The organism is Micromonospora coriariae, from assembly GCF_900091455.1.
Classification (GTDB): Bacteria; Actinomycetota; Actinomycetes; order Mycobacteriales; family Micromonosporaceae; genus Micromonospora; species Micromonospora coriariae.
The window spans coordinates 1,288,996-1,306,574 of record NZ_LT607412.1 but is presented as its reverse complement, the minus strand read 5'-3'; the positions used below and the strand labels follow the sequence as shown (position 1 = coordinate 1,306,574).

At 72.5% G+C, this 17,579-nt stretch carries 19 protein-coding genes; 16 read left to right on the top strand and 3 right to left on the bottom strand.

The window, feature by feature from the left end; translation table 11 throughout:
* Window positions 1–201: 201 nt before the first annotated feature.
* The 6 genes from GA0070607_RS06025 to ffh all read left to right on the top strand — a co-directional run bounded on the left by GA0070607_RS06025 (window position 202) and on the right by ffh (window position 8,066).
* Window positions 202–1,614: an ammonium transporter gene (locus tag GA0070607_RS06025; protein WP_089017286.1), complete on the top strand. Its 1,413-nt coding sequence runs from the start codon at window positions 202–204 to the stop codon at window positions 1,612–1,614.
* 25 nt (window positions 1,615–1,639) lie between these two features.
* Entirely contained in the window at window positions 1,640–1,978 is a 339-nt protein-coding gene (locus tag GA0070607_RS06020; protein WP_007456507.1) for a P-II family nitrogen regulator, read from the top strand.
* A 16-nt stretch (window positions 1,979–1,994) separates the two neighbouring features.
* The gene (locus GA0070607_RS06015; RefSeq protein WP_089017285.1) at window positions 1,995–4,271 is read left to right on the top strand and encodes a [protein-PII] uridylyltransferase; all 2,277 of its coding nucleotides are present in this window, start codon (window positions 1,995–1,997) and stop codon (window positions 4,269–4,271) included.
* Between the two features lie 262 nt (window positions 4,272–4,533).
* On the top strand, window positions 4,534–5,700 hold the full coding sequence (locus GA0070607_RS06010; RefSeq protein ID WP_231930870.1) for a sensor histidine kinase: 1,167 nt from the start codon (window positions 4,534–4,536) through the stop codon (window positions 5,698–5,700).
* Window positions 5,697–6,353 carry a response regulator transcription factor gene (locus GA0070607_RS06005; protein ID WP_089017283.1) on the top strand — a complete coding sequence of 219 codons (657 nt, stop codon included), beginning with the start codon at window positions 5,697–5,699 and terminating at the stop codon, window positions 6,351–6,353. The genes GA0070607_RS06010 and GA0070607_RS06005 overlap by 4 nt, the downstream gene beginning before the upstream one ends.
* A 150-nt stretch (window positions 6,354–6,503) precedes the next feature.
* Window positions 6,504–8,066, top strand: a complete 1,563-nt coding sequence (ffh, locus tag GA0070607_RS06000) for a signal recognition particle protein (protein ID WP_089017282.1) — start codon at window positions 6,504–6,506, stop codon at window positions 8,064–8,066.
* A 72-nt stretch (window positions 8,067–8,138) separates the two neighbouring features.
* Here ffh and GA0070607_RS32260 read toward each other — a convergent pair whose 3' ends face one another.
* Window positions 8,139–8,300 carry a hypothetical protein gene (locus tag GA0070607_RS32260; protein ID WP_157743091.1) on the bottom strand — a complete coding sequence of 54 codons (162 nt, stop codon included), beginning with the start codon at window positions 8,298–8,300 and terminating at the stop codon, window positions 8,139–8,141.
* Window positions 8,297–8,713, bottom strand: coding sequence for a hypothetical protein (locus tag GA0070607_RS05995; protein WP_089017281.1), 417 nt, complete (start codon window positions 8,711–8,713; stop codon window positions 8,297–8,299). The genes GA0070607_RS32260 and GA0070607_RS05995 overlap by 4 nt, the downstream gene beginning before the upstream one ends.
* Before the next feature lie 142 nt (window positions 8,714–8,855).
* Here GA0070607_RS05995 and GA0070607_RS05990 point away from each other — a divergent pair, with 142 nt between their 5' ends.
* Entirely contained in the window at window positions 8,856–9,935 is a 1,080-nt protein-coding gene (locus GA0070607_RS05990; protein WP_089017280.1) for an amidohydrolase family protein, read from the top strand.
* A gap of 184 nt (window positions 9,936–10,119) precedes the next feature.
* Here the strand turns inward: GA0070607_RS05990 and GA0070607_RS05985 are convergent, their stop codons facing one another.
* Window positions 10,120–10,722, bottom strand: coding sequence for a TetR/AcrR family transcriptional regulator (locus GA0070607_RS05985; RefSeq protein WP_089017279.1), 603 nt, complete (start codon window positions 10,720–10,722; stop codon window positions 10,120–10,122).
* Window positions 10,723–10,853: 131 nt separating this feature from the next.
* Here GA0070607_RS05985 and proS point away from each other — a divergent pair, with 131 nt between their 5' ends.
* The 9 genes from proS (at window position 10,854) to lepB (GA0070607_RS05940) (ending at window position 17,540) form a co-directional block, all read left to right on the top strand.
* Window positions 10,854–12,260 carry a proline--tRNA ligase gene (proS, locus tag GA0070607_RS05980; protein WP_089017278.1) on the top strand — a complete coding sequence of 469 codons (1,407 nt, stop codon included), beginning with the start codon at window positions 10,854–10,856 and terminating at the stop codon, window positions 12,258–12,260.
* A gap of 73 nt (window positions 12,261–12,333) precedes the next feature.
* The gene (locus GA0070607_RS05975; RefSeq protein WP_089017277.1) at window positions 12,334–12,981 is read left to right on the top strand and encodes a DUF402 domain-containing protein; all 648 of its coding nucleotides are present in this window, start codon (window positions 12,334–12,336) and stop codon (window positions 12,979–12,981) included.
* Window positions 12,982–13,221: 240 nt separating this feature from the next.
* Window positions 13,222–13,764, top strand: a complete 543-nt coding sequence (gene rpsP, locus GA0070607_RS05970; protein WP_089017276.1) for a 30S ribosomal protein S16 — start codon at window positions 13,222–13,224, stop codon at window positions 13,762–13,764.
* Entirely contained in the window at window positions 13,739–13,999 is a 261-nt protein-coding gene (locus GA0070607_RS05965; protein WP_172862164.1) for an RNA-binding protein, read from the top strand. The genes rpsP and GA0070607_RS05965 overlap by 26 nt, the downstream gene beginning before the upstream one ends.
* Window positions 13,999–14,550 (top strand): ribosome maturation factor RimM, encoded by a 552-nt coding sequence (rimM, locus tag GA0070607_RS05960; protein WP_089017275.1) that lies wholly within the window; start codon window positions 13,999–14,001, stop codon window positions 14,548–14,550. The genes GA0070607_RS05965 and rimM overlap by 1 nt, the downstream gene beginning before the upstream one ends.
* A gap of 19 nt (window positions 14,551–14,569) precedes the next feature.
* A complete protein-coding gene (trmD, locus tag GA0070607_RS05955) occupies window positions 14,570–15,343 on the top strand; it encodes a tRNA (guanosine(37)-N1)-methyltransferase TrmD (RefSeq protein ID WP_089017274.1) in 774 nt (257 codons plus the stop codon).
* A 143-nt stretch (window positions 15,344–15,486) separates the two neighbouring features.
* A complete protein-coding gene (gene rplS / locus GA0070607_RS05950) occupies window positions 15,487–15,843 on the top strand; it encodes a 50S ribosomal protein L19 (protein ID WP_088946622.1) in 357 nt (118 codons plus the stop codon).
* 181 nt (window positions 15,844–16,024) lie between these two features.
* A complete protein-coding gene (lepB, locus tag GA0070607_RS05945; RefSeq protein ID WP_089017273.1) occupies window positions 16,025–16,894 on the top strand; it encodes a signal peptidase I in 870 nt (289 codons plus the stop codon).
* Window positions 16,895–16,904: 10 nt separating this feature from the next.
* Complete coding sequence (lepB, locus tag GA0070607_RS05940; RefSeq protein WP_089017272.1) at window positions 16,905–17,540, top strand: signal peptidase I; 636 nt, start codon at window positions 16,905–16,907, stop codon at window positions 17,538–17,540.
* Window positions 17,541–17,579 lie beyond the last annotated feature (39 nt).

Genomic DNA, 17,579 nt, shown 5'->3' with positions numbered 1-17,579 from the left:
CGCCGTCCGGCTGATCCACCCCCGTCCATGCCGCTGACTGTGCGGACTTCGTGACACGTACGAAACAACCCGTCACGAAACGGAAACCGGCACGGGACCATGGGCGAAACAGCCGGCCGCGAAGCTTCCGCCCAACCGGCCTACGGGCGACGCTGCCCCGGAAAGCCGCGAAGGAGGGAACTTCACCTTTAGGAGGCCAGCGTGCCTGAAGCACCCACGATCGACGGCGGCAATACCGTTTGGCTGCTGGTTTCGACCGCGCTCGTGCTGCTCATGACCCCGGGACTGGCGCTGTTCTACGGCGGTCTCAACCGGGCCAAGGGCGTGCTCAACATGATGATGATGAGCTTCTCCGCCATCGGGCTCATCTCTGTTCTGTGGTGGTTCTACGGCTTCAGCGTCGCCTTCGGGACCGACGTGAACGGTTTCTGGGGCGACCCGGGCGCGTACCTCGGCACCAAGACCTTCCTCGCCGAGACCGACCTGTGGGGCGCCACGGCGGAGAACCCCAGCGGCATCGGGGTTCCGCTCTACGTGTTCATGGCCTTCCAGATGGTCTTCGCGGTGATCACCGTCGCGCTGATCAGCGGTGCCATCGCCGACCGGGCCAAGTTCGCCGGCTGGCTGCTGTTCGCCTTCGGCTGGGCCACCCTGGTCTACTTCCCGGTCGCCCACTGGGTCTGGGGCGGCGGGATCATCGGCGGCGACATCCACGCGCTGGACTTCGCCGGTGGCACCGCGGTGCACATCAACGCCGGCGCGGCGGCCCTGGCCGTGGCGCTGGTGCTCGGCAAGCGTCTCGGCTGGCCGCGTGAGGGCATGAAGCCGCACAACATTCCGCTTGTCGCGCTCGGTGCCGGCCTGCTGTGGTTCGGGTGGTTCGGGTTCAACGCCGGCTCGGAGCTGACCGTCGACTCGGTCGCCGGCCTCGCCTTCATCAACACCCAGCTCGCCACGGCGACCGCCGTGCTCGGCTGGATCGCGGTCGAATGGATCAAGGACCGGAAGCCGACAATGGTCGGCGCCTCGTCCGGCGCGGTCGCCGGCCTGGTCGCCATCACCCCGGCCTGCGGTTTCATCGCCCCCTGGGCGGCCGTCCTGCTCGGCATCGTCGCAGGGGTCGTGTGTGCGCTCGCCGTCAGCCTCAAGTACAAGGTGGGCTACGACGACTCCCTCGACGTGGTGGGCGTGCACTTCGTCGGCGGCTGGATCGGCTCGCTCTGGCTCGGCCTCTTCGCCACCAACTCGGTCAACGCCGCGATCAGTGACGTGGTGGGTGCCTCCGACGGCCTCTTCTACGGCGGCGGCGTCACCCAGCTCGGACGGCAGGCGCTCGCCGGCCTGATCGTGTCGGTCTGGTCGTTCGGCATCGCCTGGGTGCTCGCCTTCGTCATCGAGAAGACGATCGGCTTCCGGGTGCAGGCCGAGGCCGAGGTCGAGGGCATCGACATCGCCGAGCACGCCGAGAGCAGCTACGACCTGTCCCCGGCGGGCGGCGGCACGGGCAGCGCGTTCGCGATGGCCGGCATCGGTACCCCCGGTGGTGGCGCGACGAGCGGTGCCAAGCCGGAGGCGGATCCCGCCGAGCCGGTCAGCGAGAAGGTCGCCGGTTAACGTTCCTGGGATGGAGGGGTTGGACATGAAGCTGGTGACCGCGGTCATCAAGCCGTACCAGCTGGACGCGGTGAAGGAGGCTCTGCACGCCCTCGGGGTGGCCGGGCTGACCGTCAGCGAGGTCCAGGGGTACGGGCGGCAGAAGGGGCACACCGAGGTCTACCGGGGTGCCGAGTACACGGTCGAGTTCCTGCCCAAGATCCGGGTGGAGGTGCTCACCGACGAGATCGACGTGGAAAAGATCGTGGACGCCATCGTCGGTGCCGCCCGCACGGGCAAGATCGGCGACGGCAAGGTCTGGGTCACCGGTGTCGAGGAGGTCGTCCGGGTGCGTACCGGCGAACGCGGCCTCGACGCGCTCTGACCGGACCACGACCGACATGACCTCGTTGATCAAGGGGAACGCGTCAGGGCACGCCGGCGACGGCGATGCGGGCCGCTTGATCAACGAGGTCGTCGGTGTACCCGGGGGGATCGGCGAGCCGGCCCGGCTGGCCCGGGCGGCGGCCTACGACGACTTCCTGCGGGGGTTGCTGCCCATGCAGGAGGGCGTGGCACTGCTCGCCGTCGGTGGGCTGGGCCGGCGACAGTGCGCCCCGTACGGTGACCTCGACCTGGTCCTGCTGCACGCCGGTGTGCCCGGCACGGACGAGCTGGCCGCCGCGGTCTGGTACCCGATCTGGGACGCCGGCCTGCGACTGGACCACTCGGTGCGGACCGTCGCCGAGGCGCTCTCGGTGGCCCAGGACGACGTCAAGGTCGCCCTCGGGCTGCTCGACGCCCGGCTGGTGGCCGGCGACCCCGCGCTGGCCGACGCCCTGATCCGTACCGCTGCCGACCACTGGCGGCGGACCGCCGTCCGCCAGCTGCCCGGTCTGCGGGAGGTCACCGCCGCTCGCTGGCAGGCCCACGGCGAGCTGGCCTTCCTGCTGGAGGGCGACCTCAAGGAGGCCGCCGGCGGGCTGCGCGACGTGGGGCTGCTGCGGGCGATCTCCGCCGCGGGCATCACCGACGCGTTGCGTCCCGCCGTACGCGCCGCACACCTGCGCCTGCTGGACACCCGGGACGCCCTGCACCAGCAGGTCGGTCGCCGGGTCGACCGGCTGGTCGCACAGGAGCGCGACGGGGTGGCCGCGCTCCTCGCCCTGGAAGACGGCGACGCCCTGCTGCGTCGGGTCGCCGGGGACGCCCGCACGGTCAGCCACGCCCTGGACGACGTCTTCCGGGCCGCCGACCGGCTGCGCTCCGGCCGCTCCCGTCGCGGGAACGGCCGCCCGGTGCGCCGCCCGGTGGCCCGGGACGTGGTGGAGCACGACGGGGAACTGGTGCTCGCCCGCACGGCGATCGGAGCACGCCCCGACCCGAGCCTGTCGCTACGGGTGGCCGCCGCCGCGGCCGCCACCCGGCTGCCGATAGCCCGCGCCACCTGCGAGTGGCTGGCGGCGTACTGCCCGCCGCTGCCCGCGCCCTGGCCGGCCGAGGCCCGGGCCGCGCTGACCACCCTGCTCGGCGCCGGTCCCGGCCTGGTGCCGGCCTGGGAGACCTGCGACCGGTACGGGCTGGTGGACGGCTGGCTTCCCGAGTGGGCCCGGCTGCGCAGCCTGCCCCAGCACAACCCGGTGCACCGGTACACCCTCGACCGGCACCTGGTGCAGACCGCCCACGAGGCCAGCCGGCACTCCCGCGAGGTGGACCGCCCGGACCTGCTGCTCCTCGGCGCCCTGCTGCACGACATCGGCAAGGGAATGCCCGGGGATCACAGCACGGTCGGCGTGCCGCTGGCCGAGGCGGTGGCAACCCGGATCGGCCTGCCCACCGGGGAGGTTGAGCTGATCGGCACGCTGGTCCGGCTGCACCTGCTGCTGCCCGACGTGGCCACCCGCCGGGACCTGGCCGACCCGGTGACCATCGCATCGGTGGCCGACGCGGTCGGCGACACCGGCACCCTCGACCTGCTGCACGCGCTGGTCCGGGCGGACGCGGCGGCCACCGGACCGGCGGCCTGGTCGGACTGGAAGGGTCGGCTGGTCGCCGAGCTGGTCGCCCGGGTCCGTACCGCGCTGGACACCGGCGTCCTACCCGAGCCGCCGGCCCCCGACCCGGCGCTGCTGGCCGGGCCCCTGCCGGTCGTCCACCTCACCGGGGACCGGGTGGCGGTGGCCGCGGCGGACCGGCGCGGCCTGCTCGCCACCGTGGCCGGCTGCCTGGCCCTGCACCGGTTGGAAGTGATCTCCGCGGACGCCTCCGCGGTCGACGGCCGGGCCCTGGTCGAGTGCCGGGTGCAACCGCGCTACGGCCTGCCGCCGGACCCGGTCCCGCTCCGCGCCGACCTTCGGCGAGCGGTAGCCGGCGACGTGTCGGTCACCCAGCGGCTGCGCGGCCGTGCGCTCGCCGCCCGGGGCGGCGGCGCGGCCCCCCGGGTTGTCTGGCACCGCGAGGCCGCCACCGACGCGGTACTGCTGGAACTGCGCGCCGCCGACGCCGCCGGGCTGCTCTACCGGGTCACCTGTGCGCTCGACGAGGCGGGCGCCCTGGTCCGCGCGGCCCGCATCTCCACCCTCGGCGCCGACGTGGTCGACGCCTTCTACCTGGTCGGCGGCTGGCCGGACGACGCCACCCGGGCCCGTCTGGAGACCGCGGTGCTCGCCGCCGTCTGACCCCTCGTCGGCCCAACCCTCGTGCCAGCCGATGACGCTCACAAGCGTGATACCTCTGAGGCATAAATATGCCTCAGAGGTATCACGCTCGCGGAGGCGTCCGCCGCCGGCCCGGCCGCGCGCGGGCCTTCCGGCGGGTCTCACCGACCAGCAGGAGCGCCGTGGCGCGGCCCGGCAGGGCCGGCGGTACGTCCGGGGGCGCAGCCGCGGTGCCGCTCGTGGGCGCACGCCGGGTGGCTTCGACGCGGGCAGAATGGCGGCCATGCGAGGAAGCGGGCAGCCTGGGTGGCAGGAGACGGCCGTTGACGCCGCGCTCGCCCTGGTGCTGCTCGGATTCGGGCTGCTCGCCACCGACCTGGCCGGGGACAACCAACCGGGGTCGAGGCCGGTGGACGCAGCCTGTCGGGTGCTGATCGCGATCGCCGCGTTGGCCCTGCCGGTCCGGCGGCGGGTTCCGCTCGCCACCCTGGCCGTGGTCACCGTGGCAACCACGGCGTACCTCGTGCTCGGCTACCCGTACGGGCCGATTCTGCTCACCTTCCTGGTCGCGGTGTACACCGTGGCGGTGCGGCTGCCGGTGCGGCTCGCGGCGCTGGCCACCGGCGGCGCGTTCGTGCTGCTGCTGACACACGTCTTCTGGTCCCGGGGTCCGGCTCCGGGCTGGGCCGGAGTGCTGCCCGCGTCGGCCTGGGCGGTCGTACCGTTCGCTGTGGGAACGGTGGTGCGGGTCAACCGCGAGGCGACCGCCCGCAGCCGTGCCGAGCAGGCACGCAGCCGCGCCGAGCAGGCCCGCCGGCAGGCCGACGAGGAGCGGCTGCGCATCGCTCAGGAGGTGCACGACGTGGTGGGGCACGGGCTGGCCGCGATCAGCATGCAGGCGGAGATCGCCCTGCACCTGCTGCCGAAACGGCCGGAGCAGGCGGAGACCGCGTTGACCGCGATCAGCCGGACCAGCCGGGAGGCCCTGGACGAGCTGCGGGTCACCCTGGGTGCGGTGCGGCGGGGCGCGGAGCGTGGGCCGGTACCCGGTCTGGCCCGGCTCCCGGCGCTGCGTGACCGGCTCGCCGGAACCGGTCTCGCCGTCCGGCTGCGGGTGGTCGGTGCTCCCCGGGAGCTGCCGGCGGCGGTGGACCTGGCCGCGTACCGGGTGGTGCAGGAGGCGTTGACCAATGTCCTGCGCCATGCCGGGGTGGCCAGCGCCGAGGTGACTGTCGACTACCGCGCGGACGAGTTGACCGTCGAGGTCACCGACCGGGGCGCGGGCGCCCGGCGCGACGGGCTGGACCCCGCCGACGACGGGACCGGCGGGCACGGTCTGGCCGGGATGCGGGAGCGGGTCGACGCGCTGGGCGGGCGGCTGGCCGTCGGGCCGCGCCCCGACGGCGGTTTCCGGGTGTACGCCCGACTGCCGGTGGAGCGGTCCGCGTGATCCGGGTGCTGATCGCCGACGACCAGGACCTGGTTCGGCTCGGGCTGCGCGCCCTGGTGGAGAGCGAGGACGACCTGGCGCTGGCCGGTGAGGCGGCCGACGGGCTGCGGGCGGTGGAGCTGGCCCGCCGGGAACGGCCGGACGTGGTGCTGATGGACATCCGGATGCCGGGCATCGACGGGATCGAGGCCACCCGCCGGATCGTCGCCGATCCCGACCTGGCGGGCACGCGGGTGGTGGTGCTCACCACCTTCGAGCTGGACGAGTACGTCTTCGACGCGCTGCGGCACGGGGCGAGCGGCTTCCTCACCAAGGACACCCGACCGGCCGAGCTGCTGCGGGCGATCCGGCTGGTCGCCGAGGGGGAGGCGCTGCTGTCGCCGTCGGTGACCCGGCGGGTGGTGCGGGAGTTCGCCACCCGGCCGTCCCGGGTGCCCCGCCCGCATCCGCGGCTCGACGCGCTCACCGACCGGGAGCGCCAGGTGGTCGGCCTGGTCGGTGAGGGGCTGAACAACGAGGAGATCGCCGCCCGGCTGGTGGTCAGCCCGGCGACCGCGCGTACCCACGTCAGCCGGGCGATGGGCAAGCTGGGCGCCCGGGACCGGGCGCAGCTCGTCGTCTTCGCGTACCAGTCGGGGCTGGTGTCCGGATGACGGCGGTGCCGGGCACGGCCGGGGCGGCCGGGACGCGGGCCGGGCCGGGCGACAGCGCCCGTGCGGTCGGCCCGCTACCCTTGCGGTGGCCGGACTCCGCACTGCCGGCCACGTTGTGCCCGCCGGAACACTGACAAACGGGATGTTCGCGTGTTTGACACCTTGAGTGACCGCCTGTCCGGGATCTTCACCAAGCTCCGCGGCAAGGGGCGGCTCACCGACGCCGACATCGACGCCACCGCGCGCGAGATCCGCCTCGCGTTGCTGGAGGCGGACGTCGCGCTGCCGGTCGTCAAGGGCTTCATCGCGAACGTCAAGGAGCGGGCCCGCAGCTCCGAGGTCTCCCAGGCGCTGAACCCGGCCCAGCAGATCATCAAGATCGTCAACGAAGAGCTGATCAACGTGCTCGGCGGCGAGGGCCGGCGGCTCCAGTTCGCCAAGCAGCCCCCGACGGTGATCATGCTGGCCGGCCTTCAGGGCTCCGGTAAGACCACCCTCGCCGGCAAGCTGGCCCGCTGGCTCAAGGGCCAGGGGCACCAGCCGCTGCTGGTCGCCGCCGACCTTCAGCGTCCCAACGCCGTCGGGCAGCTCCAGGTGCTCGGTGGCCGGGCCGGCGTCGAGGTGTACGCCCCGGAGCCCGGCAACGGCGTGGGCGACCCGGTCCAGGTGGCCCGGGCGTCGATCGAGCACGCGAAGCGGGCGGCCCGGGACATCGTCATCGTCGACACCGCCGGCCGGCTGGGCATCGACGCCGAGATGATGCAGCAGGCCGCCGACATCCGCGACGCGGTCCAGCCGGACGAGGTCATCTTCGTCATCGACGCGATGGTCGGTCAGGACGCCGTCCGCACCGCCGAGGCGTTCCGCGACGGTGTCGGCATCACCGGCGTGGTGCTCTCCAAGCTCGACGGCGACGCCCGTGGTGGCGCCGCGCTGTCGGTACGCGAGGTGACCGGGCAGCCGATCCTGTTCGCCTCCACCGGCGAGAAGCTGGAGGACTTCGACGTCTTCCACCCCGACCGGATGGCCAGCCGGATCCTCGGCATGGGCGACGTCCTCACTCTGATCGAGCAGGCCGAGCAGGCCTTCGACTCCGATCAGAAGGAGAAGATGACCGCCAAGCTGATGGGCGGCGAGCAGTTCACCCTGGAGGACTTCCTCGACCAGCTCATCGCCGTGCGGCGGATGGGTCCGATCGCCAACGTGCTGGCCATGATGCCCGGCATGGGGCAGATGAAGGACCAGCTGGCCGATCTGGACGACACCCACTTCGACCGGGTCACCGCGATCATCCGGTCGATGACGCCGGGCGAGCGGACCAACCCGAAGATCATCAACGGCTCCCGCCGGGCGCGCATCGCCAACGGCTCCGGGGTCACCGTGATGGACGTCAACCAGCTGCTCAACCGCTTCGCCGACGCGCAGAAGATGATGAAGCAGATGGGCGGCATGATGGGCCTGCCCGGCGGTGGCCGGCGCAAGGCGACCAAGAGCCCCAAGAACAAGCGGAAAAACACGAAGGGCTCGCAGCGTGCGCGGGGTGCGGGGGGTGCCGCTCCGCGCGTCGGCGCCGGTGGCTTCCCGGGTGGCATGCCGCAGCTCCCGCCGGGGATGGACCCGAACGACCTGGCCGGCGGTCAGGGCCTGCCGCCCGGCTTCAAGCTCCCGAAGATCGACTTCAACAAGCTCGGCAAGGGCGACGGCAAGCGCTGACCCCGGATGGCCGGCGCGCGTCGCCGGCCCCCGGGTCCCTTCGGACCGCGCCGTCGCCCGGACGACCGCAGGTCACCGTTCCCGCGACCGCTTCGGCGGACGCTGACCCAGGAGGCTCTCCCGCCGCGTCTCCTTGTGCTCGGCGCGACGCCGTTGCCGCGGCGTCAGCTCCGGCCGCCCGCTCTGCCGCAGGTAGGCGGGCACCCGCCGGTCGTTCGGAATCGGCATGCTCATCGCGCGACCTCCTCGTTCGAGTGGACGGCGAGGGGGATGTCCCGCAACGCGGGCACCTCCTGCCGTTGCGGCTCCCGGGTCAGGGTCGCGGTGAACCGCTCCGAACTGACCTCCAGGTACGGCGGTGCGTCGCCCTCGGCGTGCTCGGCTACGGCGACGGCGACCGGCGCTGGTGGCAAGGTCAACCGTTCGTCGTACCTGGTCCAGCCGGGGCAGACAATCAAGGTGCGCGCGGACCGGCAGTGCCCGACCTGCCGCTGATCATTGTCGCTCAACTGGTACCCGCGCGGGGCGCGCCGCGGCCCGCCGCGTACGCCGATCGGGTGCCGCTGGCGGCGCATCAGGTAGCCGTACGCCGGGTACAGCGGGACCTCGTCGGTCGGCGAGGGTCGTGTCTTCGTCCGGACAGCCATCTTTCCTCCCTGCCTTCTCGGGTCCGACCACCGTCCACCGCCGCCGGGTGAGGCGGCCCCACCCGGTTCGGGTGAGGCCGCCGTGCCGGCCGGCTCCGACCCGGCGCGGCACGGCGGGGGGTGATCCGGTAGGACTGTGCACATGGCTCTGCATGTGCGCGGTGTGCTCCTGCCGGACGATGAGGTCCGGGACCTGTGGCTGGTCGGCGACCGGGTCACCTTCGAACCGGTGCCCGGGGCGGAGACGGTCGTCGACGGTGGCTTCGTCCTGCCGGGTCTGGTCGACGCGCACTGCCACATCGGCATCGCCCGTGGCGGCGCCCCGATCACCTCCCTCGACCAGGCCCGTGAGCTCGCCCACGTCGACCGGGACGCCGGGGTGCTGGCGATCCGCGACGCCGGCTCGCCGTACCCGTACCCCGAACTGGACGACGAGCCGGACCTGCCGCGACTGGCCCGCGCCGGCCGGCACGTCGCGCCGCCGAAGCGCTACCTGCGCGACATCGGGGTGGAGGTCGGCGCCGCCGAGGTGGCCGCGGCGGTGGCGGCCCAGGCGCGGGCCGGCAACGGCTGGGTGAAGCTGGTCGGCGACTGGATCGATCGGGGCGTGGGCGACCTGGCGCCGGCCTGGGACGCGGACACCCTCACCGCGGCCGTGCGGGCCGCGCACGACGCCGGGGTACGCGCAGCGGTGCACACCTTCTCGGAGTCAGCCGTGGAGATCATGGTGCGGGCCGGGGTGGACTCGGTGGAGCACGGCACCGGGCTGAGCCTCGATCTGATCGACGAAATGGCCCGCCAGGGCACGGCGCTGGTCCCCACGATGATCAACATTGCCACCTTCGGCGGCATCGCCGAGCAGGCACGGGCGAAGTTCCCCGGGTACGCCGAGCACATGCTGGCACTGCGGGACGGCTTCCCCGAGGTGGTGCGGGCCGCGCACGAGGCGGGCGTACCGATCTACGTGGGCACTGACGCCGGCGGCGGCATCGACCACGGGCTGGCCGCCGAGGAGATGCTGCTGTTGCACGAGCGGGCCGGGATGGCGCCGCTCGACGTGCTGGCCGCCGCCTCCTGGGGCGCCCGGGACTGGCTCGGCTTCCCCGGCCTGGTCGAGGGCGGCCTCGCCGACCTGACCGTCTACCCCGAGGACCCCCGCCGCGACCTGCGCGTCGTCCGCGCCCCGTCCCGCACCATCCTGCGCGGTCGCGTCATCCGCTGACCATCCGCCGCGCCTCGGAGTCCGCGTCGCCTGGGGAGGCGCGTCGCCTTGGCGGAAGACCCGCGCAATATCGGGGATGTTGCTGCCGCCCGCGCACTGGAGATAGCAACATCCCGGAAGTAGCGCGGATCTTGGCGGGTTGCGCACCGGCCGTAGTGGTCAGCGCCTACTGCGCGGCCGCTGGTCAGGGCGTCGGGCGCAGTGCGGCGGTGAAGAGGCGCAGGGCCAGGTCGGTCAGGGCCGAGGCGGTCTGGTCGACCGGGGAGCGGGGCAGCACGATGTGGCTCACCACCAGGCGGACGATGCTGTCGGCGGCGAAGGCCAGTGCGGCCGGGTCGGCCCCCGGCAGGTGGTCGCCGGCCCACTCGATCAGCGCGCCGGAAGCTTCGGTGAGCACCACCTCGGCCCGGGTCGTCAGGTACGGCAGCAGCTCGTCCGAGCCACCCCGGGCGCTGGTCAGGATGGCCTTGACCAGCGGGTTGTCCGCCGCCGTGGTGAGGGTGTGTGCGATCGCGGCGTACGCGCCGGCCCGCACGTCGTCGCCGTGCGCGACAAGCGCGGCGCGGACGTCGCCGACGAACCGGTCCACCTCGCGCCGGGCCAGCGCCTCGGCCAGCCCCGCCTTGCTGCCGAACTCGTTGTAGACGGTCTGCCGACTGACCCCGGCCGTGGCGGCCACGCCGCCCATCCGGACCGCGTCCCAGCCGCCGGTGATGGTCCGCGTGCGTGCGGCGTCCACGATCGTGTCGCGCAATTGCTGGCGCGGTGAGCCCTTCGATGCAGTCATGGTGGTCGAATTCTACGGGCGGGTCGTCGCCCCGCCCAGCGTCGCTACGACAACCCCGACGGCCGGGGGTGACACGGCACGGCTACTCCCGGACGCGGTGTCTCCCCGTGCGGCGCATAGGATGTGCGGTCATGGCACGCGTGCTCACTCCCCGTGCGGAGGACTTCCCCCGCTGGTACCAGGACCTGATCGCCAAGGCGAAGCTGGCCGACAACGGCCCGGTCCGCGGCACCATGGTCATCCGCCCGGCCGGATACGCCATCTGGGAACGGATGCAGGCCGAGATGGACGCCCGGATCAAGGCGGCGGGCGCGGAGAACGCGTACTTCCCGCTGTTCATTCCGGAGAGCTACCTCAAGCGCGAGGCCCAGCACGTCGAGGGGTTCTCGCCGGAGCTGGCGGTGGTCACCCACGGTGGCGGCAAGCAGCTCGCCGAGCCGGTGGTGGTACGCCCCACCAGCGAGACGGTCATCGGCGAGTTCATGGCCAAGTGGATCGACTCGTACCGGGATCTGCCGCTGCTGCTCAACCAGTGGGCCAACGTGGTCCGGTGGGAGCTGCGCCCGCGGATCTTCCTGCGTACCAGTGAGTTCCTCTGGCAGGAGGGGCACACCGCGCACGCCACCCGCGAGGACGCCCGGGCCTACGCCCGGCGGATCCTGCACGAGGCGTACGAGGACCTGATGGTCAACGTGATCGGCATCCCGGTGGTGGTCGGCCTGAAGACGACCCGCGAGCGGTTCGCCGGTGCGACCGCCACGTACACCTGCGAAGGCATGATGGGCGACGGCAAGGCGCTCCAGCTGGGCACCAGCCACGAGCTGGGCCAGAACTTCGCCAAGGCGTTCGACATCAGCTACTCCTCGAAGGAGGGCGGCCGGGAGCACGCCTGGACCACCTCCTGGGGCACCTCGACCCGGATGCTGGGCGGCCTGATCATGGCGCACGGCGACGACAACGGCCTGCGCGTGCCGCCGAAGCTGGCGCCGATCCAGGCGTACGTCATGATCGTCAAGGACGGCGACGGCGTCGCCGAGGCGGCGGCCAAGCTCCGCGACGGCCTGCGCGACGCCGGTGTCCGGGTCGCGCTCGACGACCGCACCGACACCGCGTTCGGCCGCCGGGCCGTCGACGCCGAGCTGCGCGGCTATCCGGTACGCGTCGAGGTCGGCCCCCGCGACCTGGCCGCCGGCAACGCGGTGGTGGTGCGCCGCACCGACGGCTCGAAGGCCCCGACGCCGGTGGCCGACGTGGTCGGCGCGGTGCTGGCCGCGCTGGAGACCGACCAGCAGGTGCTGCACGACCAGGCGCTGGCCAACCGCGAGTCGCGCACCGTGGAGGTGGCCACCCTCGCGGAGGCGATCGAGGCGGCCGCGAACGGCTGGGCCCGGGTGCCGTGGTCGGCGGTCGGCGTGGCCGGCGAGGCCGAGGCGAACGGCCAGGGCGTCACGGTGCGCTGCCTGCTCCGCGCCGACGGCTCGGTACCGGACTCCGAGGACGAGCCCGACCTGATCGCCATCCTCGCCCGCGCCTACTGAGGTAAGGAAGGGCCCCTTCTTAACGCCTGGGGTAGAGGAGGGGCCCCCTGCTAACACGCCCGGAGGTGGTGCGGTGCGCTTCGCGCCGGGTCGACTGATCATGCATCGCAACGTGCGGCACGGCCGGATCGGATGGGTCCGGCCGGGCCGGGTGGTCAGCGACGACGAGCGGGGCCTGCTGGTCTGGATCGCCCGGGACTCGCCGGTCGCCCACGAGGTGACCGAGGCGGGGCTGGGGATGCGGGCGATGCCGTTCGCCCAGTGGATCTCGTCGGCGTACCGGCTGGAGCACGCGCGCTGGAACGGGCCGCCGCTGCTGAAGTTCCTGCCCACCGGTGCGGCGCACTCCGTCTGGTGGTTCCGGGACGCGCAGGGCCGGTTCGCCCACTGGTACGTCAACCTGGAGGAACCCGGCGTGCGCTGGGACGACGGCCCGGTGGCCGGCGTGGACGTGGTGGACCAGGACCTCGACGTGATGGTGCACCCGGACCGCAGCTGGCAGTGGAAGGACGAGGACGAGTTCGTCGAGCGCCTCGCCTTCCCCGACGACTACTGGGTGACCGACGAGAAGGCGGTCCGGGCCGAGGGGGAGCGGGTGATCGCGCTCGCCGAGGCCGGTGAGTTCCCGTTCGACGGCACCTGGTGCGACTTCGCGCCCCCAGCCGACTGGGACGTACCGGACGAACTTCCGCCGGGCTGGGACCGCCCGCCGGTGCGCTGAGGGGTGTTCCGGGTCACCGGTCCGGGCGAGCCGGGCGCGGTGTCCGGGTCCGGTGCGAGAGATCGGCGTCGGATCTGGCAGAATGGGTCGCTGGTATCCGGCGCGCGTCCGGCGCCCTCTAACCCGGGCACGTCGCCAGTCCACCGAGTAGTCTCCGGCCCAACCCCACTGTGCCGTCGGCGCTCACCCATACACACCGCCCTGCCGGGCTGGTGAGATCGCAACAGGAGCGAAACAACTGTGGCCGTAAAGATCCGGCTCCTGCGGATGGGTAAGATCCGCAACCCGCAGTACCGCATTGTCATCGCCGACTCGCGCACCAAGCGTGACGGCCGGGCGATCGAGTTCGTCGGGGTGTACCAGCCGAAGGAGGACCCTTCGGTCATCGAGGTCAAGTCGGAGCGGGTCCAGTACTGGCTGTCCGTCGGCGCTCAGCCGAGCGAGGCGGTGCAGCGGCTGCTGGAGCTGACCGGTGACTGGCAGAAGTACAAGGGCCTGCCGGCCCCGCCGCCGCTTCTGGTCGCCCCCGAGCGGGCCGACCGCAAGGCGGCGTACGAGGCTGAGGCGAAGGCCGCCGCCGGGCTCGCCCCGGAGACCCCGGCCAAGCCGGCCAAGAAGGCCGCCAAGGCCGCTGAGGCTCCGAAGGCCGAGGCTCCGGCTGAGGCTCCGAAGGCCGAGGCTCCGGCTGAGGCTCCGAAGGCCGAGGCTCCGGCTGAGGCGCCGAAGACCGAGGCTCCGGCCGAGGCCCCGGCTGCCGCTGCCGACGCCGGTGAGCAGGCCTGACATGCCTCTGCGTCCGGCGTTGGAGCACCTGGTCAAGGGCATCGTCGACCACCCGGACGACGTCCGGGTGCGGATGGTTGATTCCCGTCGGGGCAAGCGGCTGGAAGTCCGCGTGCACCCCGAGGACCTCGGCACTGTGATCGGGCGGTCCGGCCGGACCGCCAAGGCGCTGCGCCAGGTGATCGGCTCCATCGGCGGGCGCGGGGTACGCGTCGACATCGTCGACTCGTACTGATGCAGCTCGTCGTCGGCAGGATCGGCAAGCCGCACGGTGTCCGCGGTGAGGTCACCGTGGAGGTGCGGACCGACGAGCCCGAAGCGCGGTTCGCCCCCGGCACGGTGCTGCGCACTGAGCCGGGGGCGGTTCCGCCGCCCGCGGACGGGCCCGGTGTGCCGTTCCGCGTTCCCACGGAGCTGACCATCGAGGAATCCCGCTTCCACCAGGGCCGCGTGCTGGTCGCGTTCGCCGGAATCCTGGACCGCGACACCGCCGAGGCGCTGCGCGGGACCCTGCTCGTGGTGGACAGCGCCGACGTGGAGCCCCCGGAGGACCCGGAGGAGTTCCACGACCACCAGCTCGTCGGGCTGGCCGTGGTCACGCCGGGCGGCGAGCGGCTGGGCGAGGTGGCGCGGATCGACCACGCGCCGTCGTCCGACCTGCTGGTGCTGCGACGCCCCGAGGGGCGTACCGCGTTGATCCCGTTCGTTCGGGCGATCGTTCCGGAGGTCGACCTGGCCGGTGGACGCGTGATCGTGGACCCGCCAGCCGGACTGCTCGATCTCTAGCCCGCTGGAGCACCCCCGCATGCGCGTCGACATCGTGTCGATCTTTCCGGAGTACTTCGCCCCCCTGGACCTGTCGCTGATCGGCCGGGCCCGGGCCAACGGCGTACTCCAGTTGGCGGTGCACGACCTGCGGACCTGGACCCACGACGTGCACCGTACGGTCGACGACACCCCCTACGGCGGCGGTCCGGGCATGGTGATGCGCCCGGAGCCCTGGGGTGGGGCGCTGGACGCGCTCGCGCCGGCCGAGGCCCCGCCGCCCCGGCTGCTGGTGCCCTCGCCGGCCGGTGTCCCGTTCACCCAGGCCATGGCGTACGAGCTGGCCGCCGAGCCGCACCTGCTCTTCGCCTGCGGCCGGTACGAGGGGATCGACCAGCGGGTACTGGCGCACGCCGCGACCCGGATGCCGGTCACCGAGGTCTCGCTCGGCGACTACGTGCTGTTCGGCGGCGAGGTGGCGGTGCTGGTCGTCCTGGAGGCGGTCACCCGGCTGCTGCCCGGTGTACTGGGCAACGCCGGCTCGCTGGACGAGGAGTCGCACGCGCACGGGCTGCTCGAAGCGCCGATCTACACCAAGCCGCCGAGCTGGCGCGGGCACGACGTGCCGGAGGTGCTGCGCTCCGGCGACCACGGCAAGATCGCCCGCTGGCGGCGCGAGGAAGGGCTGCTGCGTACCGCCGCCCGGCGTCCGGACCTGCTCGCCGCGCTGCCCGCCGAGCAGCTCGACAAACGGGACATCGCCGCACTGGACCGGGCCGGATTTCAGCCGCCGCCGGGGGATGTGGCAAAGTAGAGGGGTTGCCGCATCCGTCCGCGCCCGCGGGCGGCTGCGAGGATCCTCGACCGGGGTCGGCCCGCCGACCATCACCCGGGGATCAGAATCACCCACCCGCGCACCGAGTGACGGTGCGCCGTGAGCCTTACGAGGACGCAGCGATGAACATCCTGGACGCCCTTGACGCCCAGTCGAAGCGGACCGACCTTCCCGACTTCCGGGCCGGTGACACCGTCAAGGTGCACGCCCGCGTCGTCGAGGGCAACCGGTCCCGTGTCCAGATCTTCCAGGGCGTCGTCATCCGCCGCCAGGGTGACGGACTGCGCGAGACCTTCTCGGTCCGGAAGGTGAGCTTCGGTGTCGGCGTCGAGCGGACCTACCCGATCAACGGCCCGGGCATCGACCGGATCGAGATCGTGACCCGCGGTGCCGTGCGCCGCGCCAAGCTGTACTACCTGCGCGAGCTGCGCGGCAAGAAGGCCAAGATCAAGGAGAAGCGGGAGAAGCAGCCCAGCTGACTTCCCGCTCGCCACGCCGCCTGAGCTGCGCGTATGCCGTACCGACCGGACCGCACTACCCTGGTCGTACGGGCGCAGCCAGGCGGCGGTCCCGCCCACGTGGCGGGCAGCCGTCCACAACCGCCCGTGGGGCCTCGACGAGGCTCCCGGGCGGTGGTGTTTCTGCGGACCGGGGAGTGGCGTGGTGCAGACGCTTGACGAGGACGGCACCGTCGATCCGTGGCGCCGGCGGGCCCGCCGCAGCCGCCGGCAGATGCCGCTCTGGCAGGAGCTTCCGCTGCTGCTGGTCGTCGCGTTCTGCCTCGCGGTGTTGATCCGCACCTTCCTGCTCCAGGCGTTCTTCATCCCGTCCGGCTCGATGGAGGACACGCTCCTGATCGGCGACCGCGTGCTGGTCAACAAGGTCGTCTACGACGTCCGGGACCCGGTACGCGGCGAGGTGGTGGTCTTCCGGGGCACCGACCGCTGGGCACCGCAGGTCGACGAGCAACCAGCGCCGGGCATCGCCGGCAAGCTCACCCGGACCGTCGGTGACCTGGTGGGGGTGAGCCGCCCCGGCGAGAAGGACTTCATCAAACGGGTGATCGGCCTCCCCGGCGACCGGGTCAAGTGCTGCGACAGCCAGGGTCGGGTCACCGTCAACGGCATCCCGCTCAACGAGCCGTACGTGGTGCGCGACTCCCCGCTGGATCTGCCTCCCAACCCGGGGGAGTGCCGCTCCCGGCGCTTCGACGAGGTCGTCGTGCCGCCCGGCCAGATCTTCGTGATGGGCGACCACCGGCTGGTGTCCCAGGACGCGCGCTGCCAGGGCCCGGTGCCGATCGACAACGTGGTCGGCCGTGCCTTCATGGTGGTCTGGCCGTCCTCCCGGTGGAACCCGCTGTCGGTGCCGTCGACGTTCGACGACGTGTCCGGGCCGGCCGCGGCCTCCTCGGGCGCGCCCCCGGTCCGACCGACCCCGCAGGGCGGTGTGCTGCTGCTTCTTCCCCTGGTGGCCGCGCTGCGGGGTTCCCGCGCGTTCCGGACGGTGACGTCCGGCCGGGCAACGTAGGCTCCTTGGCGTGATTGACGAGCAGACCGACAAGCCCCGCAGTTCCTTCTGGAAGGAGCTGCCGATCCTGCTGGGTGTGGCGATCCTGGTAGCGGTGCTGGTCCGCGCCTTCGTGCTGCAGACCTTCTTCATCCCCTCCCCGTCCATGGAGAACACGCTCAAGATCGATGACCGGGTGCTGGTCAACAAGCTGGTCTACGACTTCCGGTCACCGCACCGCGGTGAGGTGATCGTGTTCAAGGCGCCGATCGAGTGGAGCGGCAACCCCGACGGTGAGGACTTCATCAAGCGGGTGATCGGCGTCGGCGGTGACCACGTGGTCTGCTGCGACCCGCAGGAGCGGCTGGTGATCAACGGCAAGTCGCTCGACGAGCCGTACATCTTCTCGATGGACGGGATCCGCGACAAGCCGGCGGACCAGGAATTCGACATCACCGTGCCGAAGGGGCGCCTGTGGGTGATGGGCGACCACCGGTCGGCCTCGGGCGACTCGCTTGAGCACTGGCAGCAGTCCGGGCAGAACATCACCGAGGCCACCATCGGAGAGGACGAGGTGGTCGGGCGGGCGTTCACCGTGTTCTGGCCGGTCAACCGGGCCACCTGGCTGACCGTGCCGGATCAGTACGACGGCATCCCGAAGCCCTAGGCCGACGGGGGCGTGGGCGATCGGCCGCCGGTCTGGCAG